Origin of the sequence: Roseixanthobacter glucoisosaccharinicivorans, from assembly GCF_043195095.2 — a bacterium.
GTDB lineage: Bacteria > Pseudomonadota > Alphaproteobacteria > Rhizobiales > Xanthobacteraceae > NCEH01.
In genome coordinates this window covers 4,877,912-4,904,891 of the sequence record NZ_CM195538.1, presented here as the reverse complement: position 1 = coordinate 4,904,891, position 26,980 = coordinate 4,877,912, and the positions used below count along the sequence as shown (strand labels likewise).

Sequence of the window (26,980 nt, the reverse complement as noted above, 5' to 3'; positions counted from 1 at the left end):
CCGCTGCCAGCCAGCATGCTGTCACATCAGCTTTTTGGGATGCGCATCGTATTTGAAGACGTCGGAGGACATGAAGTTTTGAAGCATCATCAGCGAGCCACACCGGAACAGAAGGCGTGCCGAACGCTTCTTTCTCTCGCCCATCACGTCGATAATCTTAGCATCAGGGGCGTGTGGGCCGTGACCGCTCTCACGTTCGTTTCGATCGCTGTGTCAGGCTATCTGCTTCATTCGAGCGGTCTGCATATCGCGCCGCTTTACATGATCCCCGTCTGCCTCGTCAGCTGGAGGCTGGGACTGCGGGCGGGCATCGTTCTCTCGCTCGCCGCGGCTGCGACCTCGATGGCCATATGCCTGAGCTGGTGGGGGCCAGGCAAAGCATTGGCGCTCGGCAACCTGGCGCTTCAACTGTTGACGCTCCCGGTGCTCGCCGCCATCGTCTCCAGCTTTCGTTGCAACTTCGATCGCGAACACTTCCTGGCCCGCCGCGATGGGAAAACCGGCGCCTATAATCGGTTGGCGTTCGAACAGAGAGCGGAGCGGATGATCCTGCGCGCTGCCGGCGAACACCAGAGGCTGCTGCTGCTCTATCTCGACCTCGACGGTTTCAAGGCTATCAACGACCGCTACGGGCATGACGCTGGCGATCGCGTACTGGAAGCATTGGGCGCGTCAACCCTTTCGCTCCTTCGCAAGCACGACTGTTTTGGACGGATGGGAGGCGATGAGTTCACCATTCTGATGCCCCTCGAGCCGAACGAATCCCCGGAAGACCGGGCAGAAACGCTCCATGCGCAACTGGCGGCAGCGCTTTTCGCCACCAGCATCGATGCCACCTGCAGCATGGGCGCGCTCGTTATCCCGCCCTGTGTCGACACGTCGCTGAAAGAAGTGATGAGGCGTGTCGATCGACTGATGTATGCCGTGAAGCGCAGCGGCAAGGACAGCGTCAGCCATGGCGTGCTTTCCAGCGCATCGGAACAGGCGGAGCTGCCGCTGTTCGCCGGGATCAATACAAGAGCAAACTGGCATCGCCGGTCGACCGCGCGCAGCGACGAGCTCGTGGCAACGAACTGAATCCCGCGCCTCGGCGTCGCTTTTCACAAGTCCGAAGAGTTTCTTAAGTTTGCCTTAAGGTTGGTTTCCGAGCGCTGAACCCTGTGTGCCTGCCGCAAGAGCCAGGACGCAAGCGGGAGGGATAGCGCATGGTGACTATGGGACTGTTGTTGGCGTTGAGCTTCGCCGTGTCGCTGCTCGCGCTCGCCTTCCTGATCTGGGCAATCAGCAACCGGCAGCTCAAGCTCGATCAGGACGACGCGAAGGTCATCTTCGCGGACGGCGACGAGGGTCACCTCGACAGTCCCGATGCCGAACATTCACCTGCCAGGCGCCATTACTTCGACGCGGCCACCTCCGGCATTGATCGCATTTCCACCATGCCCGTTACCGTGCTGCTTGTCGCGGCGACCTTCTGGCTCATCATCGGCTCGACCTTCGGCCTGATCGCCTCGCTCAAGCTGCACTGGCCTGACTGGCTTTCGGCCTATGCGCCGCTCACCTTCGGCCGTGTCCGCACCCTGCATCTCAATCTCGTCATCTACGGCTGGCTCTCGCAGATGGGCGTAGCCTCGATGATCTGGATCCTGCCACGCATCTTCCACACGCCATTGCGCGCACCCCGGCTGCCTATCATCGGCGCGATCCTCTGGAACATTGCCGTCTGTCTCGGCGCGCTCGCCATCGCCAACGGCTGGACTGACGGCGAAGAGTGGCTGGAGATCCCCTGGCAGCTCGACATGCTCCTGGCGCTGGCCGGCGTGTTCTTCGTCATCCCTCTGGTCAAGACGACGATCGCACGACAGGTGCACCACATCTACGTGTCCGGCTGGTACTTCCTCGCCGGCATTCTCTGGTTCCCCTGTCTCTTCGTCATCGCCAACATCCCCTACATCCATTCGGGTGTCGAGGAAGCCACCGTCAACTGGTGGTTTGCCCATAACGTCCTGGGACTCTGGTTGACGCCGCTCGGTGTCGGCACAGCCTACTATTTCATCCCGAAGATCATCGGGAAGCCGATCTATTCCTATTCGGTATCACTGCTTGGGTTCTGGGGCCTTGCGCTCTTTTACAGCCAGGTGGGCATCCATCATCTGATTGGCGGACCGGTGCCCACCTGGGTTGTGACCCTGTCAATCGTCCATTCGGTGATGATGTTCATCCCGGTGATCGCAGTCGCAATCAACCAGCATGTCACGGTCGCTCGCAATCTGTGGGCGTTGAAGGAATCGCTAACGCTACGCTTCATCTCCTTCGGCGCGGTCATGTACACGCTGGCATCCTTCCAGGGCTCGACCGAAGCTCTTCGTTCCATCAACACCGTCACACACTTCACCCATTACACCGTCGGCCATGCCCATCTCGGTGCCTATGCCTTCGTGACCATCGTCATGTTCGGCGCGGCCTATCACATGCTCCCGCGCATGACCGGGCGAGCATTCCAGTGGCCCGCGCTGATCAACGCACATTTCTGGCTGATCGTGGTCGGCTTCGCGATCTACTTCTTCGGGCTGTCGATCGGCGGCGTTCTCCAGGGTCTTGCCATGCTCGACGCGACCCGGCCGTTTGCAGATAGCGTCACTGTCACCATTCCCTATCTCGAGGCGCGCAGCGTTGGCGGCAGCCTGATGACGCTTGGCCACATCCTGTTCGCAATCAACGTCGCCGCGATCCTCCTTCCACGCCGGGCAGCGGCAGCCGTAAAGGTGGCGCCCGCAGAATGAACCGCTATCTTCCTCTTTCCGTTCTGGCCCTCGGCATTCTCGCTTTCGCGACCCTCATGCTCGTCATCGCGCCCGGCATCCAGATCAGCCGGCACGACATCCCGCCGGAGCTACAGCCCTATACCGAGCAACAATCGCGCGGGCGCGAGGTCTATGTCTCGCTCGGCTGCGTCTACTGTCACAGCCAGCAGCCTCGCTCGCCCGACCAGGCGCCCGACGGCGTGCGCGGCTGGGGCCGGCCGGCGATCGCCGCCGACTACACCTATGACCGCCCGCACCAGCTCGGCACGATGCGGACCGGACCGGACCTCCTCAATGTTGGCGCGCGGCTTCCCTCGCGCGACTGGCATCTGACCCATCTCTATCAGCCGCGTGCCATCTTCGACTGGAGCATCATGCCGGCCTATCCCTTCCTGTTCGAGGAGAAGAGCGCGGCCGCTCCCGGCGATGTTGTCGTCGCCCTCCCATCGGAATACGCGCCGAAATCCGGCGTCGTGATCGCCAAGCAGGAAGCGCTCGACCTGACGGCCTACCTACAATCCCTCGACCGAACCTATCCCGCGCCGGCCAACGCCCTGCGCGACGACGGCTACAACCGTCCGGAGGGTGCGCAATGACGGTAGATAAATCTCCCCGCAAGGACGAGGCCGGGCGGCCGGATGAGAATTTCGAACCCTACGAGCTTCACGGCAAGATGCCGTGGCCGCTGATCGCCATCGCCGTCGGCCTCGGGATTTGGGGCGCCGCAACGCTCTTCGATACACGCGAGGATGTCGCTGCAGCGCGCGATGAACGAATTGCGGAAAGCCGCGTGGCAACGGGCGGCGGCACAGAACCGGGCTCCGCGCTGTTCACCGCCCGCTGCTCGACATGCCACCAGGCAGATGGCATGGGCGTGCGCGGCGCCATTCCACCGCTCGCAGGCTCCGCCTTCGTCGCGCAAGGCCCCGAGCTGGTGTCGACGATCCTGCTGCGCGGCATCGACGGACCGATCCGCGTCGGCGACCACAATTACAACGGCCACATGCCGAGCTTCGCCAGCGTCCTCACCGATGTCGAGGTTGGCGAGCTCGCGACCTATGTGGCGCACCGCTTCGGCAAGTCCTCCGAGACAATCGAAGCGGGGGCCGTCGCCAAGCTGCGTGGCGATATCGCGGACAAGGGCAGCTTCAAAGGTGGGGCGGAGATCGCGTCCTCTTCCGGCCTCGCACTCGGCAGCCAGCCGCCATTCGTGGCGCAGACCGCCGTCTCGCTCAGCCCGGAGGTCTCCGCGATGATCTTCACAGGGCGCGGAGAGCAATGGGCCTGCGCGAGCTGTCACGGCGATCTCGGACAGGGCAAGGAAAACGTCCCGCGTCTTGCGGGCCTTCCCGCCGATTACGTCGTCAAGCAAATCGACGATTTCCATAGCGGACGTCGCCAGAACGAATCCATGAAGATCGTTGTGGCGTCGCTGACCGACGAAGAGAAGCGCCAGCTCGGCGAATATTATGCCGGCCTGCGCGTACCTTCGAACGCCAAGCCGGAACTCGGCGGCGATCTCGCGCGCGGCGAAGCGCTGGCGCTGCACGGCGACTGGAGCCGCAACGTGCCAGCCTGCTTCTCCTGTCACGGACCCTCGGGCTTCGGGGTCTCGCCGGAGTTTCCAGCGCTCGCCGCCCAGCACGCCTCCTACACGGCAAGCCAGCTCGCGGCCTGGGTCGGTGGACATCGCAACAATTCATCGCTCGACCTGATGGGACGGATTTCCCGAGCGCTGTCCGATGCCGATCGCAGAGCGGTCGCAGACTATCTCGCCTCGCTTCCCCCCGTGCCGGCAGGAGAAGACGCCCAGATTGCCAGGATTGGAGAACGGCCATGACGGAGCCAGAACAAAGCCCACCAGCCAAACCAGCCGATCCCCAAAAGGGGCGCGTTGCGCGAATGTGGATCCATGCGGCCGGCGCCGGCCTGATCGTTGCCGCGCTCGGCGCGCTCGCCTATGAGAGTGGCTTCATTCCAGGTCGGCAGGCGGCGCAGGATACGCAAGGTCACGCGACCGCCGACTTCTTCCAGCCTCCGACAGACGAGCAGATTCCGAACGATCAGTTCGGAGCGGCTGTCCGCCGCGGGCAGGCAATCTTCATGAACACCTCGACCAATGCCTCGCAATATGTCGGCAACGGCCTGTCCTGTTCCAACTGCCATCTCGGCGCCGGCCGCCAACCTTTCTCGGCGCCGATGTGGGCCGCCTGGGTTCAGTACCCGAAATACCGGTCCAAGAACAAACAGATCAACACCATGGAGGACCGCGTCCAGGGCTGCTTCACCTATTCGATGAACGCCCAGCATTCGGTCAAGGGCGGTCCACCGCCGCATGGCGACGACATCTATCGCGACCTTGAAAGCTACTTCTTCTGGCTCGCGACCAACGCGCCGACGAACAAGGAGCTCGAAGGAGTCGGCTTCGGCAAGGTCGCCAAGACCGAGGCCGGCTATTCCCCCGAACGCGGCGCGCAGGTCTTCGCCGCCAATTGCGCCGTCTGCCATGGCGGTGACGGGCAGGGTCAGAAGGACATCAATGGGCGCTATGTCTTCCCGCCTCTCTGGGGAGCGAATTCCTACAACTGGGGCGCGGGCATGGCACGCATCGACACTGCCGCAGCCTTCATCAAGCACAACATGCCGCTGTCGCAACCCGGACGCCTGACCGATCAGGAGGCCTGGGACGTCGCGGCCTATATCGACAGTTTCGAGCGGCCAAAGGACCCGCGCCAGAAGGGCAAGACGATCGAGGAAACACGCAAGCAATACCACGACGGCGATCAGATTTACTACGGTCAGACCGTCAACGGGGTGCTGCTCGGTGTGGGCACGCCGGATCCGGATCGCCCGGTCGGCGCCGTGGACTGAACGCTATGCGTCGCCTCGTCGGCCTCAGCGGCATGGCCTGCGGCGGGTGCGCGCGCGGGCTGGAACGCCAGATCGGTCGGCTTGAAGGGGTCACCGCCGTCGGGGTGCATCACCTCACGGCTTCGATGCTGGTCGAATGGGATGCGCAGCGGCTGTCCGTCGACGACATCGCCGAAGCTGTATCACGGGCCGGATATAGGCTGATCGATCGTCACAAGCCTGAGGAACTCTCGGCGATCCTGTCCGCCGACATAAGCCGCCTGTCTCTGCGCCTTGCCGTCGCCGTCATGTCGGGCATGTGGTCGATGGCGCTCGCTGTCGTGCTCTATGTTTCCGTTCTCGATCCGGTGGTTGCCTGGTGGATCGCTTTGGGCTCCGGCCTTCTGGCACTGCCTGTCGTTTTCTGGGCAGGAGCCGGCATTTTCTGGATGGCGTTTCGATCAATCCGCCTGCGCGCGCCCGGCATGGACCTGCTGATCGCGCTCGGCGCCGGCGGCGCCTTCGTTCTCTCCATTGTCTCGCTCGCGTCGGGCTCCTCCCATGTCTATTTCGACACGGCGACGATGCTGATCACGCTGCTGCTCATAGGGCGCCTCGTCGATCTCTTCACGCGAAGAAGCGCGATCGATGCCCTGAAGGCGCTCGAAGACACATCCGTTCGAATGGTTGTCAGGCGAACTGCGACTGGCGACGAGGCCATCCCGGCTGAAGAGATCGAGATCGGTGACAGGATCGTTGTCGACGCCGGCTCCATCATCGGCATGGACGGAGAGATTTTTGACGGGCAAAGCCTTATCAACCGCGCGGTCCTGACCGGGGAAAGCCGCGCAATCCCCGTCGAGATCGGGCATCGTGTCGAGGCGGGCTCGATAAACCTGCAACGTCGCATTCTCGTAACCGTCGATCGCGCGTTCGGCGATTGCGACCTGGATCGGATGGGCGGGGCAATCGCGCTGGAGGTTGCTCAGAAGGGTACGGCGGCGTCACAAGCCGACCAGCTCGCAGCAGCCTTGAGCTGGGCAATTCCTTGCCTCGCATTCGCCACAGTGACGGTCCTTCCAACCTCTGGCATAGCGTGGACGGAAGCGGTGGTCAGAGGTCTGACTGTACTGGCGGCCGCATGTCCTTGTGCCCTGTCGATCGCTGGCCCCCTCGCGCAGGCGCGCGCTGCAAGCATCGCGGCCAGTTGTGGGCTTCGCCTGCGCGATCCTGTTGCGTTCGAAGCGCTGGCCAATCCGGCGACTGCGATCTTTGACAAGACTGGAACGCTGACGGGCGGCCACCCGACGGTTGTCGCGGTCTCTGCAGCCGAGGGTTGGACCGAAGACGAGGTGTTGCGTCTTGCGGCCTGCGCGGAGACCGGCATCGATCATCCGCTGGCGCGTGCGATCGTCGCACGACACGGCCGCGAAGAAGGAACGGGCGGGACCCGCCTGGATCGCGGCGCCGAGGCTCTCGACCGGGATGGCCGGTCGATTACCGTCTGCAGTGTTGGGGGAGATGACGATCTGACATGGCTTGCCGTCAGCCTCGACGATGAGCCTATCGGCAAGCTCGGTCTGGCCGATGTTCAGACCGACGAAGCGCTGTCTACCGTCAATCGACTGAGCCAGATGAATATCGACGTGTGGATCGCTTCTGGGGACGCTGCAGGTCCGACGCTCAGGATCGCGGCAGCGCTTGGCATCCCGCCGCAGCAGGCTGTGTACGGCTCCTCGCCCGCTGACAAGGTCGAACTGCTGAAGGGCGTGGCTGGCCCGGTTCTATTCGTTGGAGACGGCGTCAATGACGCACCTGCGCTTGCCGCAGCCGATTGCGGCGTGTCTGTCGCCGGAGCGCATGGCGCCGCCGCACAGACGGCTGACCTGGTCATCGTCAAAGGCGGCATCGCCCAACTCATGGCGGGTATCGCCTTGTCACGCCGTATGATGGGAGTTGCGCGGCAGAATATCGGCCTGGCCATCGTCTACAATTTGATCGCCGTTCCCGTCGCGATCGCCGGCGTACTCACACCATCCATGGCCGCGCTGGCCATGCTCGCCAGCTCGTTTTCCGTGGCGGGAAATAGCCTGCGGCTTTCAAGAATGTCGACAATGCGATCGCTGGAAGAGCGCGGACCGCAGACCGAGAAGTATGAAGCGGCACGAACAAGCAAAGAAGCGATCGTGTAGCGCGTCAACGCACTGCGCTCTAGCCTCAGATCGGAATGACACGTCCCGGTGTGGCGGCGGATCGCGGGCTCTTTTTCAGATAGGCTTGCAGCGCCTCGATTGCGGAAACCTCCATCTGGCCTCGGTCGCGACCGAACCGGCTGGGCACGCCTTGGGCCGTGACGAATGCCACCTCGTAGCCTGCCTCCGGATCGAGCTTTTCCTCCCCGGCAAAGATTTGGACTATGCGGCTGCCGAAGGGGTTTTCGAGTTTGGCGAAGATCGTCAGTCCGCAGAAGCGTTTCACATAGCCGCTCATCTGGCCGAATGGATCCGCGCAGAACGTCCGATCAAGATTCTGCTCCATCATCTCGCGGATCTCTGCGCCGGTCATCGTCACCTTCGAGACGGGAGGATTGACCGGGATGATATTCCAGAGGTCGTTCATCGTGACCGTGCCCGGCGGGATCGGCGCGCCGTAGCGCCACCCGTTCGAGAAAGCGATTTTCCGTCCGGAGGTGTCGCAAAGGGCTGCCAGCAAGAAGTCGTCCATCGTGCAATCGAGGATGGTGTTGCGATGCAGCGCCATATCGAGGTGGCCGACAGCGACTGACAGATGCGCCCGCAAAGGAGCCATCACGCCTTCCACGAGCTCGGCCATCGACGGATCGGGATCGATTGTCTCATCCATGGCGACCAACTCGTGGGCCTCCATTCGGACACCATCCTTGCCGACGCTCAGGTCCAGCCGGCCGATGAAAGCGCCATGGCATCCTGACTGAATTATGATCGCACCGTTGGCCAGGACGGGTCGTTCGAGCCGGTCATGCGTATGGCCACTGAGAATAACGTCGATCCCGTCAACCAGTCCGGCGAGCTTGATGTCCTGTGGCAGGCCGAGATGGGATAGAACGACGATAAGCTCGACGCGCTCTTTCTGGCGGAGCCGACGTATCTCGCGCGGCAACTCCTTGTCGCCATTGGTGAACCGCAGGCCCTCGCTGAAATGCGGCGGCATCGTTTTGTCGACGATGGTCGCAGCGACGCCGATGACGCCGATCCTTACGCCCCCGCGTTCGATGACACGCGATGCAGCAAACGGCCTACGCCCAGTTTTCTGGTCGAAGCAGTTGATCGCCAGGACGGGATAATCGAGCCGCTTGGCAAGCGCTTTGAAGTGCGCTGGACCCCACGCGAACTCCCAATGTGCAGTCATCGCGTCGAGGGAAAGCGCGTTGGTCAATGGAACGAGGGCTTCTCCCTTGGAGGAAACGGCTGCATAGGTGCCGTGAAACGTATCGCCATTGTCGAGGGCGACGACTGCGTCAGGGCATTCCGATCGGATCTTGTTGAGATAGCCTGCGATACGCGCATAACCGCCAAGCGTTGGGAGATGCGGGGTGGCGCCGTGCCAGACCAGTTCGGGATGCGGCTCCAGATATCCGTGCGTATCGTTGACCTGTATAAGCGTGATATTGCGGCGTGCTTCTGCTGCCATTTCTAATACTCTCCTCCGACGCTGATTGTTCGGAAGAGCGCCTTGCCTGCAACCTTAAGAGCGGCTTAAGGCCAAAAGTCAGATCAACGAATTCGCGCGAAGTTGGCCGCTCCACGCACCACGCCGCTGCGCTCCGGTCGCACGTCCGGTCTGACCATGCTCATGAGCGCTCGCTCGGGGTCTCCGGCCCCGAAGACAGCCTCGATGCTGCGCACACACAGCACGACGGTATCGTCGGCGAGGCTATAGTAGACTTGCTTGGCCTGACGTCGTGTCAATACGAGCTCTGCCTTGCGAAGCTCGGCAAGCTGCTGGCTCAACGCTGGCTGGCCTATTCCTGTCGCCATGTCGATTTCGGTGACCGACTTTTCCCCCTCAAGCAGGAGGGACAGGATCATCAAACGCTGGGGCTGTGCGAACCTGCGAAGCTTATCAGCGGCGATATCCGCTTGGGGCCGCGATTGCCAAAGCGTTTTCATGCCTCCCTCCGGCAGAACCAGTCGGCTTCGTTTTGAGCCTTTTCGTCGGCGAGATGAAGCAGTGACTCACCAGGCTTCCAGTCGGCCGGCGCCAGCCTCTCACCCGAATAGGTGGCCTGCAGCGCCGCTACCATCCGCACCATCTCGTCGACCGATCGGCCGATCGTCAGGGGATAGTGCGTGATCGCCCGAATCACGCCCTCCGGGTCGATAAAATAGGTCGCCCGCACGCCGGCGCTATTCTCAGCCGCCTCGTCGATCATGCCGTAGGCACGGCCCACGAGCATCGACGGGTCTTCGATGACCGGGAAGGGAATCTCGACGGTGAAGAGTTCGCGGATCGCTCGGGTCCAGGCGAGGTGCGCGTAAAGGCTATCCACCGACAATCCCACCAGGGCACAGTCCAGCGCGACGAAACGATCGTGCGCCTTGGCCAACGCCACGAACTCTGTCGTGCAGACTGGGGTGAAATCCGCAGGGTGCGAAAAGAAGACAAGCCACCGGCCCCTGTAGTCGGAAAGCCGGAGCGCTCCTTGGGTCGAACGTGCCTCGAAGTCGGGAGCGGGGTCGCCCATCCGCAAAGCCCTGGGATACGTGGTCACATTGTCCATTCGAAAAGCGGTCTCGCAAAAGTCATTCACCCTCTATGTCGCACGGCGTTCGGGTTGACGCAAGACGCTTACATAATTACATAGTTCGAAAATAGCATAAGTGATTTGCGTGCCGTGGTAGCAAATGCTGCCGTTGTCGAGCTGGGCGCGCCCGTTCAAAGCTTTCAGAAAGCTCGACAATGAACGTGAAGCTCGGCCGCGGAGCGGAGTTTCAGTACTCGACGGGTCGGCTGTTGTTGAAGGGCGGCGCGTCGGGACCGCACCCTACTCAATCCGAGGAAAATCGCGATGCTCGACGCCCTGCTGCTCGCCAGAATCCAGTTCGCCTTTACCGTCAGCTTCCATTTCATCTTCCCGGCTTTCTCCATCGGCTTGGCGAGCTACCTCATGGTTCTGGAGGCGCTCTGGCTGAAGACCGGCAACGGGGTCTACGCTAATCTGTACCGGTACTGGCTCAAGATTTTCGCACTTGCGTTCGGGATGGGCGTCGTATCGGGGATCGTCATGTCCTACCAGTTCGGCACGAACTGGTCGGTCTTTTCCGACAAGGCCGGTCCCGTCATTGGTCCGTTGATGGCCTACGAGGTGCTGACGGCCTTCTTCCTTGAGGCCGGCTTCCTTGGCGTGATGCTCTTCGGCATCAACAAGGTCGGGCCGAGACTGCATTTCGTGGCGACCTGCATGGTCGCGCTCGGCACCTTCATTTCCGCCTTCTGGATTCTGTCGGTCAATAGTTGGATGCAGACACCGACCGGCTTCGAGATCGGCGCCAACGGCCAGTTTCTGCCCGGCCCGAGCTGGTGGGCGATCGTTTTCAATCCAAGCTTCCCCTATCGCCTCGTTCACACCGTCATCGCCGCTTACCTCACAACGGCGTTCGTGGTCGGCGCGGTCGGTGCTTGGCATCTTCTCAAAGACAAGACGAATCCGGGCGCGCGCAAAATGTTCTCCATGGCGATGTGGATGGCGGCGATTGTCGCACCGATCCAGATCTTCGCCGGCGATCTGCACGGCCTTAATACGCTTGAGCACCAGCCCGCCAAAGTGATGGCGATGGAGGGGCACTACGACAGTCATCCTGAAGGTGCGCCGCTCATCCTGTTCGGTATCCCCAACAGCGCCGAGAAGCGCGTCGACTACGCCCTTGAGATTCCGAAGGCGTCCTCCCTCATCCTAAAGCACGATCTTAATGTGCCCCTGGCCGGACTCGACACGATTCCCGAGGATCAGCATCCTCCGGTTGGCGTGGTCTTCTGGTCCTTCCGCATCATGGTCGCTCTGGGTTTCGCGATGCTGGGGCTTGGCTTTTGGAGCCTCGCCGCCCGGTATCGCAAACGCCTTTACGATTGGCCGTTGCTGCATCGCGCTGCGATCGCAATGGGGCCGAGCGGTTTCGTGGCGGTGATCGCCGGCTGGGTCACAACCGAGGTCGGGCGTCAGCCTTTCACAGTCTACGGCCTGCTGAGGACGGCGGAATCGGCGGCGCCCTTGGAGGCACCCGCTGTCGCCGCCTCATTGGTCGCGTTCATCGTCGTTTACTTCGCGGTTTTCGGCGCGGGGACCTTCTACATTCTGAAGCTAATGGCCAAACCACCGCAGCCCCACGAGACAGCCGATCCGTCGGGTGGAAAGCCTATCCGCGCCGCCGGCATCACCCCGGCAGTGGCCGTCGAAGGGAGAGCGTCGTGATGATCGATCTCACCATCATCTGGGCAGCGATCATCGCTTTTGCCGTGGCAGCCTATGTCGTCATGGACGGGTTCGATCTCGGAATCGGTATCCTGTTCCCCACGTTTCGAGTCGGCGGCGAGCGCGACCGCGCGATGAACAGCATCGCGCCGGTCTGGGACGGCAACGAGACCTGGCTAGTCCTCGGCGGCGGCGGCCTGATGGCCGCCTTCCCGCTTGCCTACGCGATCGTGCTTCCGGCCCTTTACGCTCCGCTCATCGCAATGTTGCTTGGCCTGGTGTTTCGCGGCGTCGCCTTCGAATTCCGGTGGCGTGATCCGGGCCATCGACGGTTCTGGGATATAGCCTTTTGCGGCGGGTCGGTTGTCGCCACTTTCGCTCAGGGGATCACGCTCGGCGCGCTTCTTCAAGGCATCCATGTTGAGGGCCGGGCCTATGGTGGCGGCTGGTGGGATTGGCTCACCCCGTTCACCCTTCTTACGGGTGCCAGCCTCATGGCGGGGTACGCGCTACTCGGAGCGGGGTGGTTGATCTGGAAGACTAACGGCCCAACGCAGGCCCATGCGCGCAAACATGCTCGCCTACTCACGATCGCGCTTGTCGGGGCGATCGTCGCTGTCAGCGCAGCGACACCCTTTCTCGATGCCAGCTATTACCAACGTTGGTTCGGCTGGCCGGGTGTGCTCGCGGCGGCCCAGATGCCTCTGCTCGTCACCATTGCCGCATTTATTCTCTGGCGATCGATCGACCGCGGCCGTGACTGGCTGCCGTTTGCGATGACGCTTATTCTGTTCGGTCTCTCGATGGCCGGGTTGGCGATTTCGATCTGGCCCGATGTGATCCCCGGCCGAGTTTCGATCTGGGATGCCGCCGCGCCCGAACGAAGCCAGGTCTTCATGCTGATCGGTGCGGGCCTGCTCGTCCCGGTTATCCTGGCATATACAGCCTGGGCCTATTGGGTCTTCCGAGGCAAAGTAGATGAAACCGGATACCACTGACAAGACTGTGCCAAAGCTCTGGAAACGTCTGATGTGGTTCGGAGCCATCTGGCTGGCCAGCGTCCTGATGCTGACGCTGGTCGCTTTCGTTATCCGAGCGGTTCTCAAAACCTGATGCAAACTCAGGGCGTCTACGCTGCGAACATCGGACCATTTGGCTGAAATAGTCAGATATACCGTTGGTTCAACCCGCGGGTGCTCATGCAATACGGATCGCTCGAAAACCATGATCCATCCATATCGCTATTTGCCTATCTCGCTGTCTCCTTTGCCGAGAATTCCTGCTTTAAGCTTGCGTTAAGTTTGCGATGTTGCCTCGGGCGATTGGAAACGGGGGAAGGACGTTGAAGCCCGGCAAACTGATCGCCCGCCGAAGCGCGTTGCGGACCATCGCGAACTCGGCCGCTCTGTTAGGGACGGCGGCGCTTGGGGGCTGCCAGACTGACATATTGGCAACCGCCGACACTAAGGCAATTGCTCCTGTCCCGCGCACGCTGCGAGCCAAAATGGCAACTCTGAACATGGAATTAGGATCGCCGATCCTTCTGCGCGTGTTCAAAGTAGAAGCCGAGCTCGAAGTATGGAAGGAGGATCGCAAAGGCCGCTTCGCGCTCCTAAAAATCTATCCAATCTGTAAGTGGTCAGGCGATCTAGGCCCGAAGATCAGGGAAGGCGACCGGCAGACGCCGGAGGGCTTTTATGACATCACGCCGGCGCAGATGAATCCGAACTCGGAGTACTATCTGTCGTTTAATCTCGGCTTCCCGAACGCCTTCGATCGTGTCCATGAGCGCACCGGAACCCATCTCATGGTGCATGGTGATTGCTCTTCGCAAGGCTGCTACGCGATGACCGACGCGCAAATCCTGGAAATCTTCGCACTCGGCCGGGAGTCCTTCTCCGGCGGACAGAGGTCTTTCCAAGTGCAAGCTTTCCCGTTCCGCATGACCCCCGCCAACATGGCCAGGCATCGCGGAAACCCCCACATGCCGTTCTGGCGCATGCTCAAGGAGGGCAACGATCATTTCGAGGTGACGAGCCGCCCACCTAAAGTCGATGTCTGCAACAAACGCTACGTGTTCAACGCGTTCGCGCCAGGAGACCATGCCTTTCAGTTGAAATTCGATCCATATGGTGAATGCCCGGCCTATGAAGTGCCAACGGAGATCGCTCAGGCGGTGCGGAACAAGCAGCGACGCGATGACCAGGAGTTCGAGCAACTCGTCTCGCAGGGCGTGGAAACTGCCCCGATCAAGAGCGGGCGCGATGGGGGAATGCACCCGACTTGGGTCTCAAAATTGCGCCCGCGAGAAATTATCGATGAGCACGGCAATCTAAAGCTAGTCGTTAGTAAGACCGGCTTCAGCCGATAATTCCTGGAAATCCTTCGCCTGGACTCGATGGACGTGGCGCCGAAGTTCTGGAAACACTTATGCTGCCGTACGGAAAAGCAAGTTAAGATGGATGCATGCTCCCGCAACCATCTCTCCCGGCGTCGATCACGAGTTATGATCGGCGCCGGTCCCCGAAACCACGGTGCCCGAGCGGTACACTAGGATGATGGTGCGGGCGGTCGGACTCGAACCGACATATCCGTAAGGACGGCGGATTTTGAATCCGCTGCGTCTACCAATTCCGCCACGCCCGCACTTCGCCGCCGATGTCACCCTGGGCCTTGGCTCCTAGCCTGCCCCTAGCGCCATTTCGGCGGAATTCTCACACTTCCCTTCCACACCGCCACCCCGTTGAAAATACGATGTTTTCACTTCATCGTGATTTCCTGTGAATTGGTAGACAAACCTCTTTTTGAGTCCGGCGCGTCTACCAGTTCCACCACGCCCGCATCAGGCGCTATCTATAACGGCTTGCGGGGCGCGCCAACAAAAAAAGCGCGGTTCTCCCGCCTGAGGCGGCGTCACCGCCGGTCACATCCGGGAGCCGGCTGTTCGGGACCGGACGGCTGGGTTACAGGCCCTGCGGCCTGTGCACACCATGCCAGCCGGTGCCGAAGCTCAGGCTCTGGAGGGGCGAGCGGGTGGTGAAATGGCTCGCCGGAATACGCGGCTTCTCGTTGAGCGCTTCCAGGAAGGATTGCGCCCAGCTGTCGATGTCGTTGCGCTTCAGCACCGCCATCATGCGGGCATGGCGTTCGCGCCGTTCGTCGAGCGGCATTTCGAGCGCACGCCGCAAGGCGACGGCCATGCCTTCGGTTTCATGCGGGTTCACCATCAGCGCGCCGCCAGACAGCTCAGCCGCCGCACCGGCGAATTGCGAGAGCACAAGCACGCCGGGATCATCCGGCTTCTGCGCCGCAACGAACTCCTTGGCGACCAGGTTCATGCCGTCGCGCAGCGGGGTGACGAGCGCCACGTCCGCGAGGCGATAGAAGCCGGCGAGCGCGGACCGTGAGTAGGTCTTGTTGACATAGCGCAGCGGCGTCCAGGCGACATCGCCATACAGGCCGTTCATCTGCCCGGCCTTGTGGGAGATGAAGCGATCCATCTCGATATATTCGGGCACCTCGGTGCGGCTCTTGGGCGTGATCTGCACGAAGGTCATCTTCTGGTGCAGTTCGGGCGCGGTGCGCAGCAGATGCTCGTACGCTTCCAGGCGATTGGGAATGCCCTTGGAATAATCGAGCCGGTCCACGCCGAGAATCAGCTTCTTGCCGGTCAGGCTCTCGCCGAAGCTCTTCACATAAGCGGTGCGGCCGGCATGGCGGGCGCGGCGGGCGAAGGCCTCGGTCTCGATGGCGACCGGGAACGCGCCAATCCTCACGCGCCGGCCGGCGATGTCATAGGCCGTTCCGTCGGAAGTTGCCTGTCCGCCGCGGGTTTCCAGATAGCGCCCGAAATTGTCGCGGTCGCTTTCGGTCTGGAAGCCCACGAGGTCATAATGGGCGAGCGAGCCGATGATCTCGCCGTGGCGCGGCAAGGTCGCCAGCAATTCCGGCGGCGGCATGGGAATGTGCAGGAAGAAGCCGATGCGGTTCTTGTGCCCGCGCTCGCGCAGATATTTGGCGAGCGGCATCATGTGATAATCGTGGATCCACACCACGTCGTCTTCCTGCAAGATCTTGGAGACATGCTCGGCGAAATTGCGGTTGACGCGGATATAGCCGGACAGATCCGCCCGCTGGAATTCGGCGAGATCGACGCGGTAATGCAGGATCGGCCACAGCACGCGATTGGCGAAGCCGTTGTAATATTCCTGATAATCGTCGTCCTTGAGATCCACGACGGCGTATTTGATCTTGCCGCGGGTCGAGACCACCGGCCGATCGGAGGGGTTGTCATTGATGCGGCCGGACCAGCCGAACCAGATGCCGGAGCGATCCTTCAAGGCGGCATTGACGGCGACGGTCAGACCACCAGCGGCGGTCTTTCCGCCCTGCTGGGGAACGGCAACCCTATTCGATACGACGATGAGACGCGACACGGTCAATTCCTCCGTTCGATGGGGTTCGCCGCCAAGGTGGCGATGAGGGCACGCACATCCTCCGGTTCCGGAAGGACGGCATGGACACCGGGGAACCGGCGGCCGACGGAAACAGCAACACCGCCAAGGGCGGAGACAGCGGCAAAGCCTGCCTGGTCGGTCACGTCATCGCCCAGGAAGACCGGGGTGCGGCCGGCAAACTGCGGCACATTCATGAACGCGCGAATGGCGAGGCCCTTGTCGTGGCCCGCCTGCTTCACCTCGAAAACAAAACGCCCCGGCAACACCACGAGGCGGCCGAAGCTTTGATCCACCAGGGCGTGGACGAGCCCTTCCAGCACCGGGCCGATGGAGGGCGCGGCACGATAATGCATGGCGACGCTGGAGCCCTTGTCCTCGGCCATCACGCCGTCCAGGTCGTCGGCGATGGAAGCGAGGGTCTCACGCACGTCGGTCGGCAGGGGCATGACGGAAGCTTGGATTTCCTGCCCGGGCTGGGTCCGGGTTTCCGCGCCATGGATGCCGGAGGCCGCAAGCCGCAAGGGTGCGAACAGCCGGTCCAGATTTGCGATCGCGCGCCCGCTCACAAGGGCAAGCGCGCCGTCGCTGCGCGCCTGGAGCGCGGAGAGATCCTCCAGCAGGCGCGGCGGCACCACCACGGCGTCCGGATGGGATGCGATATCAATCAGAGTTCCATCCACGTCGAAGAAGAAGGCGCAGCGGGCGGGGTCGAGCCGATCCATCAAGGCCTCGACACCAGGTCCCGAGACAGCTTCGCCGCCCACCTCGTGCTGGCCGGAGCCAGCGAGTGCGGAAGCGGAAAAGCCGGGTGTGAAAGTCGCCATGAAACGTCGATCCAGGGTCATGATGCCATTGAAACGTCCCTGGTCGAGCTCAGGTTCCCCCATAATCCGAACAAAAAAGCGCCACGATGAATAAAGCAGCGCCGGCTCTTGGTTTCCGGGCCTTTCGCCAACCTCGACCGGAACCGCGCGCGGCCGCTGGCGTTTGGTCTGCGAATCCACGGAGACAAAACGCATGTTCGGACAGTCCCGATCTTCCTCGAGCGACATTTCCAAGCGCCTCGAAGCCCTGCGCCACGATATCTCGCTTCTGGGCGAAGCCCTGGCAGATGCGGCGGAGGAAAACACCCGCGCGCCGCGCCACCAGGCCGGCCGCTATTTTTCCGACGCCTTGCAAACGCTGGAGCAGGAAGCCGCCCATGTGGCCAAGAACGGCCTCTCGCTGGCGCGCAAGGGGCGCCACGAGGCGGGGCGTCACATTGATGACGTGGTCGACCAGGCTCATGATCTGGTGGCCCGCAAGCCGGGCTCGATCCTGTTGGGCGCGGTGGTCGTGGGCTTGACCGTTGGATATGCCCTGTATGCTATGACGGGTGCGCCTTCGCGGCGCCACTGAGAATTCCCTCGTTTGGCGGGTTGTCCGCCGGCCGCCAACGAGGGCAAAAGAGTCTAACGGCCGGACGCATCCCGGCGCCCGCCGGCGAGAAGGATATGTGGAGATGAAAATGAGGGCGGCTATCATCGTGTTCGCTGCGGGCCTCGCGCTCGCTGGCTGCAGCCAGTATTCGGAATCCGATCGCGCTGTCGGCGGCGGTCTTCTCGGCGCGGGCGCGGGCGCTCTGATCGGCGGCGCAGCCACCGGCACGGCCGGCGGCGCCGTGGTGGGCGGCGTGCTCGGCGGCGCCACCGGCGCCATCGTCGGCGCGGCCACCACCCCCAAGGCCTGCTGGGCGCGCGACGCCTATGGCAATTCCTATCGCGTCACCTGCCCCTGAGTCATATCGGGCGGATCATTCCCCCGATATTGGGACAGCAAGCAATCAGGGCGCCCCTCACCGGGCGCCCTTTTTGTTTTCCGGCTTATATTTTTAGCCGCGACCCGGTTTCGCATGGAACCGGACACGGGCTGGAATGTTGATTCGGTGTCGGCTTTGGTGCCGACGCCTCCAAGTCATCTTCATTGGCGGGCCGAAATTGCGGTCCGCCATTTTTTTATCCTGGCGGCGGGTTCACCTTTCGCCCGAAAAACGCCGGGCTGACTGCGATCCGCACAAACGAAAGCCCCGGCCGAAGCCGGGGCTCGTTGCGTGCAGCCGCGCCGAGCCATTGGCCCGGCAGCCTGCGCCGATCAGGGAACGCTCGGTCCGCCGCCGCGCCGCATGAAGCCGACGACCGCGGAGATGAGGAACAGGACGATCGCGACATAGAAGATGATCTTCGCGATTTCGATGGCGGTGCCAGCGATGGCGCCGAAGCCGAGGACCGCGGCGACCAAAGCGACCACAAGAAACGTGATGGCCCAGCTGATCATGGCATTGCCTTTCCGTGTTGCGCCCCGGCCGCGACGCGTCCCGACGCGGCGCGCTGCGAGGCAAATGAAGCCTTGCCCTGTCAACCGCCACGCGCCGCCGGAGTTCCCGCCTCCGGCCAGGCTTTGCGAAGGAATGGAATATTTTGCGCGGGCGCCCAATCCGCCGGAACAAAGACCCCGGGTCCGCGTTTGTTTGCGAATAGTGCATCAGCGGAGGAGAGCAGAATGCCCGGACCGCGACATGACCCGGCCGAACAGACCCTGCCACAGGGCCTTTTGACGCCGCACGGATATGATCAGTGCGAATTCACGCCCGCCCAGGCGCCGCGTGATTATGCCCGGCCGCGCAAAGCTCACGGTCCGGACGAAGAGCGTCGGCATCTGCGCGCGGTCTCGGCCGCCATCGGCGACGGGGAGACCCCCGGCCAAGCCGAGCGCCCGATGTCCCGGCCTCCCGCACCGGCCCTAAGCCCGCGCTGGGACAATGACACCGACAGCGGACCGGCGGACGGTTCCTCGCGGCTCTACCGCGAATGACGTCGTCCACGGCCCGCCCGCATCCGTTTCCACACCGGCCCCTTGCAGGGATGGATACTCACATGGCAAAGCTTGGCTTGCTCTTGTGCAGTGCCCACCTGCCATTTGGCGAACCCACGTCATGCGCACTCTGCGTCCAGATCAAACCGTGACCATGCAGGACCAAAGAGAGGGAGGCGGTATGCGAGCCCCTCATCGCAGGGACATTTCCGCACGCCAGGATCTTCTGGGTAAGGAACTGCGCCAGCTGTTCGATGAATTCACCCAGGAAGACGTGCCCGACGATCTGCTGCGTCTCGCGCAGCAATTGCAGGGTGCGGTTCAAGCTCGTTCCGGAAGCGAGGGAGAGACCGAGGCCGAGGCCGACGACACTCCGGCAGCTCCCGACGCGCCGAAGCAAAAAGACGAGGCGTAACGCCCGTCCGCCTTGTTCGATCGTACGCGACATCCCTTCCCCCAAAGGAAGAGGTGCCGCGTTTTTTGATTTTTACGATCCCGTGTGAACTCCTGCCGCAGGCTCGCCTGTCGCGGGTTTTCGAGCGATTCACGGGTCTGTGGGCACGGCACTCGTCGGCCCGTGCCCTTATGGCGGGCCGCATTAAAGCCGCAGCAGCCCCGCAAGGGGCTCTTTTTTTGGCCCATCCCCTTATGCCGAGACAGCCCCGGTCGCCCCCAAGGCCGTGCAGCCGTGCGGGCGCTATTGCTGACTGCGCCGGGCGGGAGGATCAAGAGCAGGGAGGGGCGGGAGACTGTCTGAGGGGGCCGCAGAACGGACCCGCGGCGCCACGCGCCCCTTTTGCAGGGCGCAATGGCCACGGGACGCTCAGGAGGATTTAAAAAATCAGGTGCTGCTGCTGGTGATACGGGCGGCCGACATGGCGAGCGCGTCGCCCTCCACCACGTCCGCGGTATCTTCCGCGCCCATGAGGGTCAGCAGCTTGGCACGGGCGCGATTGACCCGGCTCTTGATGGTACCGAGCGCACAGCCGCAGACGTCGGCGGCCTCTTCATAGGAGAGTCCCGCCGCACCCACGAGCACCAGCGCCTCGCGCTGGTCCGCCGGCAGCAATTCCAGCGCTTCCTTGAGGCTGGTGAGCGTGACCGCCCATTCCTGGCCCGGACCCATATTGGAATCCTGCTGGGCCAAGGTCGCCATGCCGTCGTTCTCGCGCCGGCGCTTGCGGATCTCGGTGTAATAGGTATTGCGCAGGATGGTGAAGAGCCAGGCGCGCAGATTGGTGCCGGGGTCGAACTTGTCGATGTTCGACAGCGCCTTCAGCAGGGTCTCCTGCACGAGATCGTCCGCCTCGGTGCGGTTCCGCGTCAAGGAGCGGGCGAAGGCGCGCAGGGCGGGGAGAAGTTCCAGCACCTGCGTTCGCAGGTCGAAAGCCACGGGGGCGGAAGTCTCGGTGTCAGCATCCATGGGGCTTCTGGTTTCCGCTTCCTTCGGATGACACATCGATGCGTCCACGATCATTCTCCCACCCGGACGACGCGCGCCCCGGTGAAAGCGGCACGGCCGATTTCGACGCCATTGGGCGCCGTCCCGAAACCGTGGCGATCGCGAAGCGTATCATCCCTTCCATCCCGACCTAACGCACGCGGCGTGTCGAAGTTCCCGTGGTGCCGCCAAAATGCGCGGCGATCGCAAAAAGAAACGGGGAAGCCACGTCGGCTCCCCCGCAGAGGGATTAACAAATCCGCCGGTTCTCAGGACCGGCCGGAATGAGAGGCCTGGCCGCCTTTTTGGCCCGCCTGCGAAGCCAACGAACGATCGCGCGAGAAACTGCGATCCTCGTCCGCCACGCTCTGGCCGCCCTTGCGCCCCGCGGCGGAGGCCAAAGCACGATCCTGGGAAAAGCTGCGCTTTTCCGCAGGCACGCTTTCGCCGCCCTTCCGGGCGATGGCACGCTGCTTTTCGGCGTCCATCGCCGCAAAGCCGCGGTTGGACGAGCCCTTTCCTTGAGCCTTCGTCATCTCCTAGCTCCTTAGCGTTGGGGGAATGAGCCCTTCCGAGTCTCCTCCAAACAACGAGCGGGAGCGGCGGAGGTTCCGACTAAAGACAAGGAACTCGCCCTTATCTTGATACCTCACAGGGAGAAAGGGTATCTCGTTACGACGCCCGATGAATCTGGCGGGGCGGAAAGCGCACGATCACACGCGCCCCTGTCAGGTTTTCCTCCGTGACGATGGAGCCCCCCATCTGCCGGGCAAAGCCGTAGGCCAGGTCCGCATTGCCCTCGGCCAGGCGATCGCCGAGCGGTTCGCCGATTTCGATGCGCAGCGCGATCAGCTCCGCTTCCTGCACGCAATGCAGCGCGATCCGCACCGGTCCGCGCGTCTTGCTGACGGACAGCGCCATGACGATTTCCGACAGCATCAGCGCCAGCGGCACGGCAAGATCGGTGGACAGGGTGACGTCCTCGGCATCGACGATCACCATCACATTGCGGTCGGAGGAGCCCTCCAGCAGCGCGCTCAACTCGCGCAGCAGTTCGCGCAGGCGCACTTCCGATCCTTCATTGGCCTCGAACAGGATGCGATGCACGACGGCGAGCGTGTTGACGCGCGTCCGCAATTGCTCGAACCGCCGCCGGTCCGGTCCCTGCGGGATGCCCGAGCCGTAGAGGCTGAGCAGGCTCACCACCACCTGGAGCGAATTCTTGATGCGGTGATGGATCTCGCGCACGAGCGCGGTCTTCTCCGCCAGCGCTTCGCGCAGCTTGCCGTCGCGCTCGCGCACCGCAAGCGCCATGTCCTCAATGGCGTTGCCGAGCACACGGAACTCGCTCGGCGCATCCCCCATGCGCGAGGGGCGGAACCCATAATGCCCCTGCGCGTATACCGCCGTCACCCGGCGCAGATACAACAGCCATTGCAGCACGATGCGGTCGGTCGCGAGCCAGATGGCGACGATCGTGAACAGCACCATGACCACGGGCAGAACGAAGCTCACCGCGACATGCAAGGTGGTCCAGGCGAACAATTGGTCGGTGGGCTTGGCAAACGCGACCCGAAGCCCCTGGCGGTCCAGCGGGGCGGTGGCGAAGGTCCAGGAGCGGCCGGCCTGGTCGGTCGCTTCCTCGAGCGATCCTGGGGCCTGTACGGCGGCATTGTCGGCGAACAGGCGGCGCGAGATGTCCGGCGCATTCGAAACCAGCTCGGTGCCGTCATCGTCCAGCACCGCCGCAACCCCGTCGCTGAGGGGGGTTTCGCGCTTCAGCAGATTGTCCAGCCAGGTCGCGTCGATGGCGATCGAGATCGCGCCCTCGAACAGGCCGGTATCGCCATAAAGCGGAAGGGTGGCGGCAAGGATCTGCTGGCGGGTCACCGGGCTCAGCATCCGATGGCTGATCACGAACACCTTGGAGGCGAGCACCTCGCGCCACCATCCCGCCTGCGACACATCGTGCCCGCGCGCAGCCAGGGCGGAGCAGGCGACCCGTCCCTCCTTGTCGATCAGCGCGATATTGGAGGCGAACGGCAAGCTCAAGGTGGCGCCGTACAAGGTGGGCGCGCATTCGCTGCCGGCGGCCCGCACGGCCTGCACATTCTTAAGCGCCTGCAGCACGTTCTCGGCGGAGGCAAAGACATTCTGCTGGCTGCCGGCACCGGCGATGGCACCCTGGAGCAGCCGATGCTGCGCCTCCTCCCCCGCGCGGCGCAATTGCAGGACCCCCTGCAACATGCTCGCGGAGGCGATCGGCGTGATCGCCAGCAGGATGACCACCAGCAGTCCACGCCGCACGCTATCCAGCAAATGACGCGGCTGCCCGACCGCAGAAGCGAAAATGGCCGCTCGTTCGCGATGACGCGCCCGAGCCGCCTCGCCTCTCACCCACCACATGCCTCGCTCCGCGGTTCGGCCTGTTCTGACCACCCCACCCGGCGGCGCGCCGGGCCTGATCCTGCGTTGTTCACGGAACCGTCCGCAGCCGACGGCACTGAAGCTCCAAGGGATGCTGCATTGCCGGCCAACCGCGTCTATAATGCGCACGAGCGCTTGAAAGTTCCTATACCGGGGAACTTTTCCTGCACGGCCGAGTTATGAGGGACCTGTCCCGAGGCGAGAGAGCATGCCACAGCAACAGCTCATCAAGCAGCTTCCCTATCTGCGCCGTTATGCCCGCGCACTTCTTGGTTCCCAGAAAGCCGGTGACGGCATTGTGCAGGCGACCCTGCAGGGCATTCTCAATGCGAGCGTGCCGCTGGACCTTTCGGTCTCACCGCGGGTGGCGCTCTACCAGGCGTTTCACCATGTGTGGGCCCAGCGCCCGGCCGCCCAGGCGGCAGTCGCCAGCCGCGCCGACCAGCGCCTGCAATTGCTGGATTCCTCCTCGCGCGTGGCGCTGCTGCTGACGGCGATGGAGGGTTTTTCCTTCGCCGAGGCGGCCTCCATTCTGCAGATCTCGCTGGATGAGGTGGAAGCCCAGGTGGTTGCCGCGCAGCAGGAGATCGACGAGCAGCTGGCCACCCGTGTCCTCATCATCGAGGATGAATGGGTAATCGCGCTCGACCTGAAGACCCTGGTGACCGAGCTCGGCCATGAAGTGGTCGGCGTCGCGCCCACCCATTCCAAGGCGGTGGAGCTGGCGCAGAAGAGCGACTTCGGCCTCGTGCTGGCCGACATCCAGCTGGCGGACGGCTCTTCGGGCATCGACGCGGTCACGGACATCCTCCAGACCTTCAACGTGCCGGTGATCTTCATCACCGCCTTCCCCGATCGCCTGCTGACCGGCGAGCGGCCGGAGCCGACCTATCTCATCACCAAGCCGTTCCTGAGCGAGACCGTGAAGGCCACCATCGCGCAGGCGCTGTTCTTCCACGAGGCCCGCACCCTCGGCCCGGAAGCGCGCTCCGCCTGATGCTCCAGGTCCCGACCGCGGGAGAGGCGCCCCTCTCCCGCGTCGATATCTGGAACTGGACAGCGGTCCCCGCGTTGTGTGCGCGAGCGGGTCAAAGCCCGCGCGAAAGCTTCCACACAGCGGAGAAAAGAGCATGGTCGATCAGCCGGACGCGAAAACCGGAAAGCCCTTCGACGCCGGCGTGGAGCCGAGCCTCGCGGACCTGCGGCAGGATTTGGAGAAGCTGCGCGCCGATTTCGCGCAACTGGTGGGCACCCTCGGCAAGACCGCGCGCCACGGCGTGCGCGGCGCGGCCGGCGAAGCGGAAGCCGCTGCGGACGAAGTGTCCGATTGGGCCGAAGGCCAGATGAACACCCTGCGTGAGCGCATCGTCGCCCAGCCGCTCGCCGCCTGCGCCATCGCCGCGGGCGCCGGCGCCCTGCTGGGCCAGTTGCTGGTTCGTCGGTGAAGTCCATGGCAGCGCGCGCGCTGCTGATCTTCATCGCTGTCGGCTTCCTGTGGATCGGCGCGGCTTTCCTTGCCATCTGCCTCTATCAGGCGCTGAGCCAGCATTACGATCCGACGATGGCAGCCCTTTTCACCGCCCTCGCGGGTTTCGTCGTGGCCGGCCTGTTCGCCGCCATCGCCACCGCCGGGCGCCGCAACCAGGGGATTGCGCCCCTTTCGCTGGGCGCGTTCACCTCGGTGACGCGCGTGGCGGAGCGCCATCCGATCGCCACCGTGGCGGTCGCGGCCCTGATCGGGGTTGGCCAGGCGATACTCTTCGGCCGGCGCCGGTAGAGATTCCACCGCAGCGGATCCCCTTCGCGGGCGATCCGGCGTCTCGGCTTCGGCCTTGCGTGAATGAGGCCCCGGTCAATCCGGGGTCTTTTTTTGCCCGCCGTCCCGGCCACGGCGACGGCGACGGCGAGCGAGCCGTTTGCGCGCAACTCGCCTTTGCCCGGGTGCATTGCAAAAATAATCACCACCCGTCCCGGCCCATCGGAACCGGCGCCCCGAGCCGGCGTTGAAAAGGCTGAGCGGCGGACGTGGCGGAGGTTTTTCACCCCTTCCCCTCCCCCCACTTCCGACATGGACGCTGCTCGCTTCCCCATCCAGGTAAGACGACCTCTCTGGGAGGACGGCGCGGCACCGCCGCGCGGCGGCCGCAGTCAGTCGGTCCCCACCGAAAATCCCAGGGTTTCCATGGCCCGGCGCAAGGCGGCGGTGTCATAGGGCTTGGTGACCAGCGCGACCCCGGCGACTGTCGTGAAAATATCCCTCAATTCCCCAAGGCCGTAACCGCTTGCGACGATGATCGGCAGGTCACCGGCACGGCCGCGCAACTCCATGACCAGGGCCTCGCCCCGCATGTCGGGTAGGCCGAGGTCCACGACCGCCAGGGCATAGCCCCCCGGCCTGCCGTCGAGATGCGACAGGGCGGCGGCAGCCGAAGCGGCCTCGACCACCTCGAATCCCTCATCGGCCAGAATCTGACCGGCGACCATCGCGACGAACGGTTCGTCTTCCACCAGCAGGGCACACCCCCGCGGCTGAGGCGTTTGCGACACGTCTTACCCTTTCATCAATCGGGCCAATTCCTCGCTCCGCCGCGCGGCCGCTTCGTGACGTACCGGCGCACGATAGCATTTTCGTCGCAGCGAAGGGATAGAGCCCGCCGGCGGCCACTTGCCGCCGCGAGGAACCCAAAAGAAAAGGGGGTAGGTGCCATTCCGGCACCTACCCCCCAATGTCTCAGGCGCGATGCGAGGATCAGCGCGCGGGAGGCGCCTTGGTGGCCGGAGCGCCGGCCGTGCCGCCCGTGGAGGCCGAGCTCGAAGCGGTATATTCCTTGAACTCGGGCGCCGCCTTCAGCTCGTCCTTGGACTTGCGGAGCACCAAGCTGTCGCCATTGGTGTTGCGCACCAGTTCGAGCGCGTTGAACGGCACGGCGACATCCTTCTCGCCGACTCCGAGGAAGCCGCCGACACCGATCACCGCGCCGACCACGGCGCCGTTGCGATCGAGCAGCACGTCATTCACCTCGCCGAGGTTCTCGTCACCCGAGCCGCGCACCTTGGTGCCGATCAGATTGCTCGCAAGCCATTGTTCCTGCTTCTGGCTCTCGATGAAAGCGGCCGAGCCGGTGGCCGAGGACGGCATCGTGCTGGAGGCCGACGAGGGCATGTTGGAGGTGGAGGGAGTGGCCGCCGACGGCGTGGTGGTCGAAGGGGTGGTGGTGGACGGCGTGGACGGCGCGGCGCTCGGCGGCGTCGCGGTCTGGGCGAAGGCGGGGCCGGCAAGAAGCGCGGCCAGGGCGGTGACAGTGAGCATCTTCGTGTTCATGGCAAACTCCGTTCTCTAGCGCCGCGTTCAGCGCGGGATTACGAAGAAAGCAACGTCACCATGGCCGCAAGGTTCCCCGATACACGCAAGTCACGTTCGCTACCAATCGCGCATTCGGTCTAAATATCATTGGATGGGAATTAAATCTGACAGACAAAAATGCAAAGCTTGATGCGTATTGCAAAGATCACGCTTTATTCGTTTTTTTAAGAAAATTCCTCTAGGGAAATAGACTTAAGCGGCGGCGCCCCCGCCCCCTCATCGCGCCGACGCGGGCGGAGAGATGGCGCAGCTCAGGTCATGCCGGGATGGGGCACCACGCGATTGTGTAGGAACAGCCGGCCCTATGGCATGTTGGTATTTTGAGATCACAAGCGCGTAAGA

Annotated in this window: 28 protein-coding genes and 1 tRNA gene; 17 read left to right on the top strand and 12 right to left on the bottom strand. The window is 63.2% G+C overall.

The window, feature by feature from the left end:
- The first annotated feature begins 15 nt into the window (after positions 1 to 15).
- The 6 genes from V5F78_RS22555 to V5F78_RS22530 all read left to right on the top strand — a co-directional run bounded on the left by V5F78_RS22555 (position 16) and on the right by V5F78_RS22530 (position 7,843).
- Positions 16 to 1,077 carry a GGDEF domain-containing protein gene (locus tag V5F78_RS22555; RefSeq protein WP_084438132.1) on the top strand — a complete coding sequence of 354 codons (1,062 nt, stop codon included), beginning with the start codon at positions 16 to 18 and terminating at the stop codon, positions 1,075 to 1,077.
- Between the two features lie 128 nt (positions 1,078 to 1,205).
- Entirely contained in the window at positions 1,206 to 2,780 is a 1,575-nt protein-coding gene (locus tag V5F78_RS22550; RefSeq protein WP_064331613.1) for a cbb3-type cytochrome c oxidase subunit I, read from the top strand.
- Positions 2,777 to 3,397 carry a cbb3-type cytochrome c oxidase subunit II gene (locus V5F78_RS22545; RefSeq protein WP_064331612.1) on the top strand — a complete coding sequence of 207 codons (621 nt, stop codon included), beginning with the start codon at positions 2,777 to 2,779 and terminating at the stop codon, positions 3,395 to 3,397. Before V5F78_RS22550 ends, V5F78_RS22545 begins: the two co-directional genes overlap by 4 nt.
- Positions 3,394 to 4,641, top strand: coding sequence for a c-type cytochrome (locus V5F78_RS22540; RefSeq protein ID WP_084438131.1), 1,248 nt, complete (start codon positions 3,394 to 3,396; stop codon positions 4,639 to 4,641). Before V5F78_RS22545 ends, V5F78_RS22540 begins: the two co-directional genes overlap by 4 nt.
- Positions 4,638 to 5,672: a c-type cytochrome gene (locus V5F78_RS22535; protein ID WP_064331611.1), complete on the top strand. Its 1,035-nt coding sequence runs from the start codon at positions 4,638 to 4,640 to the stop codon at positions 5,670 to 5,672. The genes V5F78_RS22540 and V5F78_RS22535 overlap by 4 nt, the downstream gene beginning before the upstream one ends.
- A gap of 5 nt (positions 5,673 to 5,677) precedes the next feature.
- Positions 5,678 to 7,843 carry a heavy metal translocating P-type ATPase gene (locus V5F78_RS22530; RefSeq protein ID WP_064331610.1) on the top strand — a complete coding sequence of 722 codons (2,166 nt, stop codon included), beginning with the start codon at positions 5,678 to 5,680 and terminating at the stop codon, positions 7,841 to 7,843.
- Between the two features lie 25 nt (positions 7,844 to 7,868).
- Here the strand turns inward: V5F78_RS22530 and V5F78_RS22525 are convergent, their stop codons facing one another.
- The 3 genes from V5F78_RS22525 to V5F78_RS22515 all read right to left on the bottom strand — a co-directional run bounded on the left by V5F78_RS22525 (position 7,869) and on the right by V5F78_RS22515 (position 10,410).
- Positions 7,869 to 9,320, bottom strand: a complete 1,452-nt coding sequence (locus V5F78_RS22525) for a bifunctional metallophosphatase/5'-nucleotidase (RefSeq protein ID WP_064331609.1) — start codon at positions 9,318 to 9,320, stop codon at positions 7,869 to 7,871.
- Positions 9,321 to 9,403: 83 nt separating this feature from the next.
- A complete protein-coding gene (locus V5F78_RS22520; protein WP_064331608.1) occupies positions 9,404 to 9,799 on the bottom strand; it encodes an ArsR/SmtB family transcription factor in 396 nt (131 codons plus the stop codon).
- Positions 9,796 to 10,410, bottom strand: a complete 615-nt coding sequence (locus V5F78_RS22515; RefSeq protein ID WP_064331607.1) for a peroxiredoxin — start codon at positions 10,408 to 10,410, stop codon at positions 9,796 to 9,798. The genes V5F78_RS22520 and V5F78_RS22515 overlap by 4 nt, the downstream gene beginning before the upstream one ends.
- 288 nt (positions 10,411 to 10,698) lie before the next feature.
- Here V5F78_RS22515 and V5F78_RS22510 point away from each other — a divergent pair, with 288 nt between their 5' ends.
- The 4 genes from V5F78_RS22510 to V5F78_RS22495 all read left to right on the top strand — a co-directional run bounded on the left by V5F78_RS22510 (position 10,699) and on the right by V5F78_RS22495 (position 14,470).
- Positions 10,699 to 12,099 carry a cytochrome ubiquinol oxidase subunit I gene (locus V5F78_RS22510; RefSeq protein ID WP_064331606.1) on the top strand — a complete coding sequence of 467 codons (1,401 nt, stop codon included), beginning with the start codon at positions 10,699 to 10,701 and terminating at the stop codon, positions 12,097 to 12,099.
- Positions 12,099 to 13,097, top strand: a complete 999-nt coding sequence (gene cydB, locus V5F78_RS22505; RefSeq protein ID WP_064331605.1) for a cytochrome d ubiquinol oxidase subunit II — start codon at positions 12,099 to 12,101, stop codon at positions 13,095 to 13,097. The genes V5F78_RS22510 and cydB overlap by 1 nt, the downstream gene beginning before the upstream one ends.
- Positions 13,078 to 13,212 (top strand): DUF2474 family protein, encoded by a 135-nt coding sequence (locus V5F78_RS22500; protein ID WP_084438127.1) that lies wholly within the window; start codon positions 13,078 to 13,080, stop codon positions 13,210 to 13,212. The genes cydB and V5F78_RS22500 overlap by 20 nt, the downstream gene beginning before the upstream one ends.
- A 229-nt stretch (positions 13,213 to 13,441) precedes the next feature.
- Entirely contained in the window at positions 13,442 to 14,470 is a 1,029-nt protein-coding gene (locus tag V5F78_RS22495; protein ID WP_145925957.1) for a L,D-transpeptidase family protein, read from the top strand.
- Positions 14,471 to 14,658: 188 nt separating this feature from the next.
- Here V5F78_RS22495 and V5F78_RS22490 read toward each other — a convergent pair.
- The 3 genes from V5F78_RS22490 to otsB all read right to left on the bottom strand — a co-directional run bounded on the left by V5F78_RS22490 (position 14,659) and on the right by otsB (position 17,380).
- Positions 14,659 to 14,745: transfer RNA gene (locus V5F78_RS22490), tRNA-Leu, on the bottom strand.
- A 317-nt stretch (positions 14,746 to 15,062) separates the two neighbouring features.
- A complete protein-coding gene (otsA, locus tag V5F78_RS22485) occupies positions 15,063 to 16,535 on the bottom strand; it encodes an alpha,alpha-trehalose-phosphate synthase (UDP-forming) (RefSeq protein ID WP_394069857.1) in 1,473 nt (490 codons plus the stop codon).
- A gap of 2 nt (positions 16,536 to 16,537) precedes the next feature.
- A complete protein-coding gene (gene otsB, locus V5F78_RS22480) occupies positions 16,538 to 17,380 on the bottom strand; it encodes a trehalose-phosphatase (protein WP_394069859.1) in 843 nt (280 codons plus the stop codon).
- Positions 17,381 to 17,573: 193 nt separating this feature from the next.
- Between otsB and V5F78_RS22475 the strand changes: the two genes are divergently transcribed.
- A complete protein-coding gene (locus V5F78_RS22475; protein WP_394069861.1) occupies positions 17,574 to 17,954 on the top strand; it encodes a hypothetical protein in 381 nt (126 codons plus the stop codon).
- A 109-nt stretch (positions 17,955 to 18,063) separates the two neighbouring features.
- Complete coding sequence (locus V5F78_RS22470) at positions 18,064 to 18,333, top strand: YMGG-like glycine zipper-containing protein (RefSeq protein WP_394069863.1); 270 nt, start codon at positions 18,064 to 18,066, stop codon at positions 18,331 to 18,333.
- Between the two features lie 353 nt (positions 18,334 to 18,686).
- Here V5F78_RS22470 and V5F78_RS22465 read toward each other — a convergent pair whose 3' ends face one another.
- A complete protein-coding gene (locus V5F78_RS22465) occupies positions 18,687 to 18,869 on the bottom strand; it encodes a DUF1328 domain-containing protein (RefSeq protein ID WP_394069865.1) in 183 nt (60 codons plus the stop codon).
- A 225-nt stretch (positions 18,870 to 19,094) separates the two neighbouring features.
- Here V5F78_RS22465 and V5F78_RS22460 point away from each other — a divergent pair, with 225 nt between their 5' ends.
- Positions 19,095 to 19,406, top strand: coding sequence for a hypothetical protein (locus tag V5F78_RS22460; RefSeq protein WP_394069867.1), 312 nt, complete (start codon positions 19,095 to 19,097; stop codon positions 19,404 to 19,406).
- Between the two features lie 148 nt (positions 19,407 to 19,554).
- Positions 19,555 to 19,821, top strand: a complete 267-nt coding sequence (locus V5F78_RS22455; RefSeq protein WP_394069869.1) for a hypothetical protein — start codon at positions 19,555 to 19,557, stop codon at positions 19,819 to 19,821.
- A gap of 426 nt (positions 19,822 to 20,247) precedes the next feature.
- Here the strand turns inward: V5F78_RS22455 and V5F78_RS22450 are convergent, their stop codons facing one another.
- The 3 genes from V5F78_RS22450 to V5F78_RS22440 all read right to left on the bottom strand — a co-directional run bounded on the left by V5F78_RS22450 (position 20,248) and on the right by V5F78_RS22440 (position 23,154).
- Positions 20,248 to 20,829: a sigma-70 family RNA polymerase sigma factor gene (locus V5F78_RS22450; protein WP_394069871.1), complete on the bottom strand. Its 582-nt coding sequence runs from the start codon at positions 20,827 to 20,829 to the stop codon at positions 20,248 to 20,250.
- A 287-nt stretch (positions 20,830 to 21,116) separates the two neighbouring features.
- Positions 21,117 to 21,383 (bottom strand): con-10 family general stress protein, encoded by a 267-nt coding sequence (locus V5F78_RS22445; RefSeq protein ID WP_348845434.1) that lies wholly within the window; start codon positions 21,381 to 21,383, stop codon positions 21,117 to 21,119.
- Positions 21,384 to 21,519: 136 nt separating this feature from the next.
- The gene (locus V5F78_RS22440) at positions 21,520 to 23,154 is read right to left on the bottom strand and encodes a sensor histidine kinase (protein WP_394069873.1); all 1,635 of its coding nucleotides are present in this window, start codon (positions 23,152 to 23,154) and stop codon (positions 21,520 to 21,522) included.
- 328 nt (positions 23,155 to 23,482) lie between these two features.
- Between V5F78_RS22440 and V5F78_RS22435 the strand changes: the two genes are divergently transcribed.
- From V5F78_RS22435 to V5F78_RS22425, 3 genes are all read left to right on the top strand, one after another.
- On the top strand, positions 23,483 to 24,271 hold the full coding sequence (locus V5F78_RS22435; RefSeq protein WP_394069875.1) for a response regulator: 789 nt from the start codon (positions 23,483 to 23,485) through the stop codon (positions 24,269 to 24,271).
- A 133-nt stretch (positions 24,272 to 24,404) separates the two neighbouring features.
- The gene (locus V5F78_RS22430) at positions 24,405 to 24,719 is read left to right on the top strand and encodes a hypothetical protein (protein ID WP_394069877.1); all 315 of its coding nucleotides are present in this window, start codon (positions 24,405 to 24,407) and stop codon (positions 24,717 to 24,719) included.
- A 5-nt stretch (positions 24,720 to 24,724) separates the two neighbouring features.
- A complete protein-coding gene (locus V5F78_RS22425) occupies positions 24,725 to 25,051 on the top strand; it encodes a hypothetical protein (RefSeq protein ID WP_394069879.1) in 327 nt (108 codons plus the stop codon).
- Positions 25,052 to 25,422: 371 nt separating this feature from the next.
- On the opposite strand, the gene V5F78_RS22420 is transcribed toward V5F78_RS22425, so the two are convergent.
- Together V5F78_RS22420 and V5F78_RS22415 are read right to left on the bottom strand one after the other, a co-directional pair.
- A complete protein-coding gene (locus tag V5F78_RS22420; protein ID WP_394069881.1) occupies positions 25,423 to 25,821 on the bottom strand; it encodes a response regulator in 399 nt (132 codons plus the stop codon).
- Between the two features lie 202 nt (positions 25,822 to 26,023).
- The gene (locus V5F78_RS22415; RefSeq protein WP_394069883.1) at positions 26,024 to 26,596 is read right to left on the bottom strand and encodes a PRC-barrel domain-containing protein; all 573 of its coding nucleotides are present in this window, start codon (positions 26,594 to 26,596) and stop codon (positions 26,024 to 26,026) included.
- Positions 26,597 to 26,980 lie beyond the last annotated feature (384 nt).

Bases quoted from the DNA above. Each gene is read 5' to 3' on its own strand.
- V5F78_RS22555 (WP_084438132.1), top strand. From the start codon at position 16: ATGCTGTCACATCAGCTTTTTGGGATGCGCATCGTATTTGAAGACGTC.
- V5F78_RS22550 (WP_064331613.1), top strand. From the start codon at position 1,206: ATGGTGACTATGGGACTGTTGTTGGCGTTGAGCTTCGCCGTGTCGCTG.
- V5F78_RS22545 (WP_064331612.1), top strand. From the start codon at position 2,777: ATGAACCGCTATCTTCCTCTTTCCGTTCTGGCCCTCGGCATTCTCGCT.
- V5F78_RS22540 (WP_084438131.1), top strand. From the start codon at position 3,394: ATGACGGTAGATAAATCTCCCCGCAAGGACGAGGCCGGGCGGCCGGAT.
- V5F78_RS22535 (WP_064331611.1), top strand. From the start codon at position 4,638: ATGACGGAGCCAGAACAAAGCCCACCAGCCAAACCAGCCGATCCCCAA.
- V5F78_RS22530 (WP_064331610.1), top strand. From the start codon at position 5,678: ATGCGTCGCCTCGTCGGCCTCAGCGGCATGGCCTGCGGCGGGTGCGCG.
- V5F78_RS22525 (WP_064331609.1), bottom strand. From the start codon at position 9,320: ATGGCAGCAGAAGCACGCCGCAATATCACGCTTATACAGGTCAACGAT.
- V5F78_RS22520 (WP_064331608.1), bottom strand. From the start codon at position 9,799: ATGAAAACGCTTTGGCAATCGCGGCCCCAAGCGGATATCGCCGCTGAT.
- V5F78_RS22515 (WP_064331607.1), bottom strand. From the start codon at position 10,410: ATGGACAATGTGACCACGTATCCCAGGGCTTTGCGGATGGGCGACCCC.
- V5F78_RS22510 (WP_064331606.1), top strand. From the start codon at position 10,699: ATGCTCGACGCCCTGCTGCTCGCCAGAATCCAGTTCGCCTTTACCGTC.
- cydB (WP_064331605.1), top strand. From the start codon at position 12,099: ATGATCGATCTCACCATCATCTGGGCAGCGATCATCGCTTTTGCCGTG.
- V5F78_RS22500 (WP_084438127.1), top strand. From the start codon at position 13,078: ATGAAACCGGATACCACTGACAAGACTGTGCCAAAGCTCTGGAAACGT.
- otsB (WP_394069859.1), bottom strand. From the start codon at position 17,380: ATGGCGACTTTCACACCCGGCTTTTCCGCTTCCGCACTCGCTGGCTCC.
- V5F78_RS22475 (WP_394069861.1), top strand. From the start codon at position 17,574: ATGTTCGGACAGTCCCGATCTTCCTCGAGCGACATTTCCAAGCGCCTC.
- V5F78_RS22470 (WP_394069863.1), top strand. From the start codon at position 18,064: ATGAGGGCGGCTATCATCGTGTTCGCTGCGGGCCTCGCGCTCGCTGGC.
- V5F78_RS22465 (WP_394069865.1), bottom strand. From the start codon at position 18,869: ATGATCAGCTGGGCCATCACGTTTCTTGTGGTCGCTTTGGTCGCCGCG.
- V5F78_RS22460 (WP_394069867.1), top strand. From the start codon at position 19,095: ATGCCCGGACCGCGACATGACCCGGCCGAACAGACCCTGCCACAGGGC.
- V5F78_RS22450 (WP_394069871.1), bottom strand. From the start codon at position 20,829: ATGGATGCTGACACCGAGACTTCCGCCCCCGTGGCTTTCGACCTGCGA.
- V5F78_RS22445 (WP_348845434.1), bottom strand. From the start codon at position 21,383: ATGACGAAGGCTCAAGGAAAGGGCTCGTCCAACCGCGGCTTTGCGGCG.
- V5F78_RS22435 (WP_394069875.1), top strand. From the start codon at position 23,483: ATGCCACAGCAACAGCTCATCAAGCAGCTTCCCTATCTGCGCCGTTAT.
- V5F78_RS22430 (WP_394069877.1), top strand. From the start codon at position 24,405: ATGGTCGATCAGCCGGACGCGAAAACCGGAAAGCCCTTCGACGCCGGC.
- V5F78_RS22425 (WP_394069879.1), top strand. From the start codon at position 24,725: ATGGCAGCGCGCGCGCTGCTGATCTTCATCGCTGTCGGCTTCCTGTGG.
- V5F78_RS22415 (WP_394069883.1), bottom strand. From the start codon at position 26,596: ATGAACACGAAGATGCTCACTGTCACCGCCCTGGCCGCGCTTCTTGCC.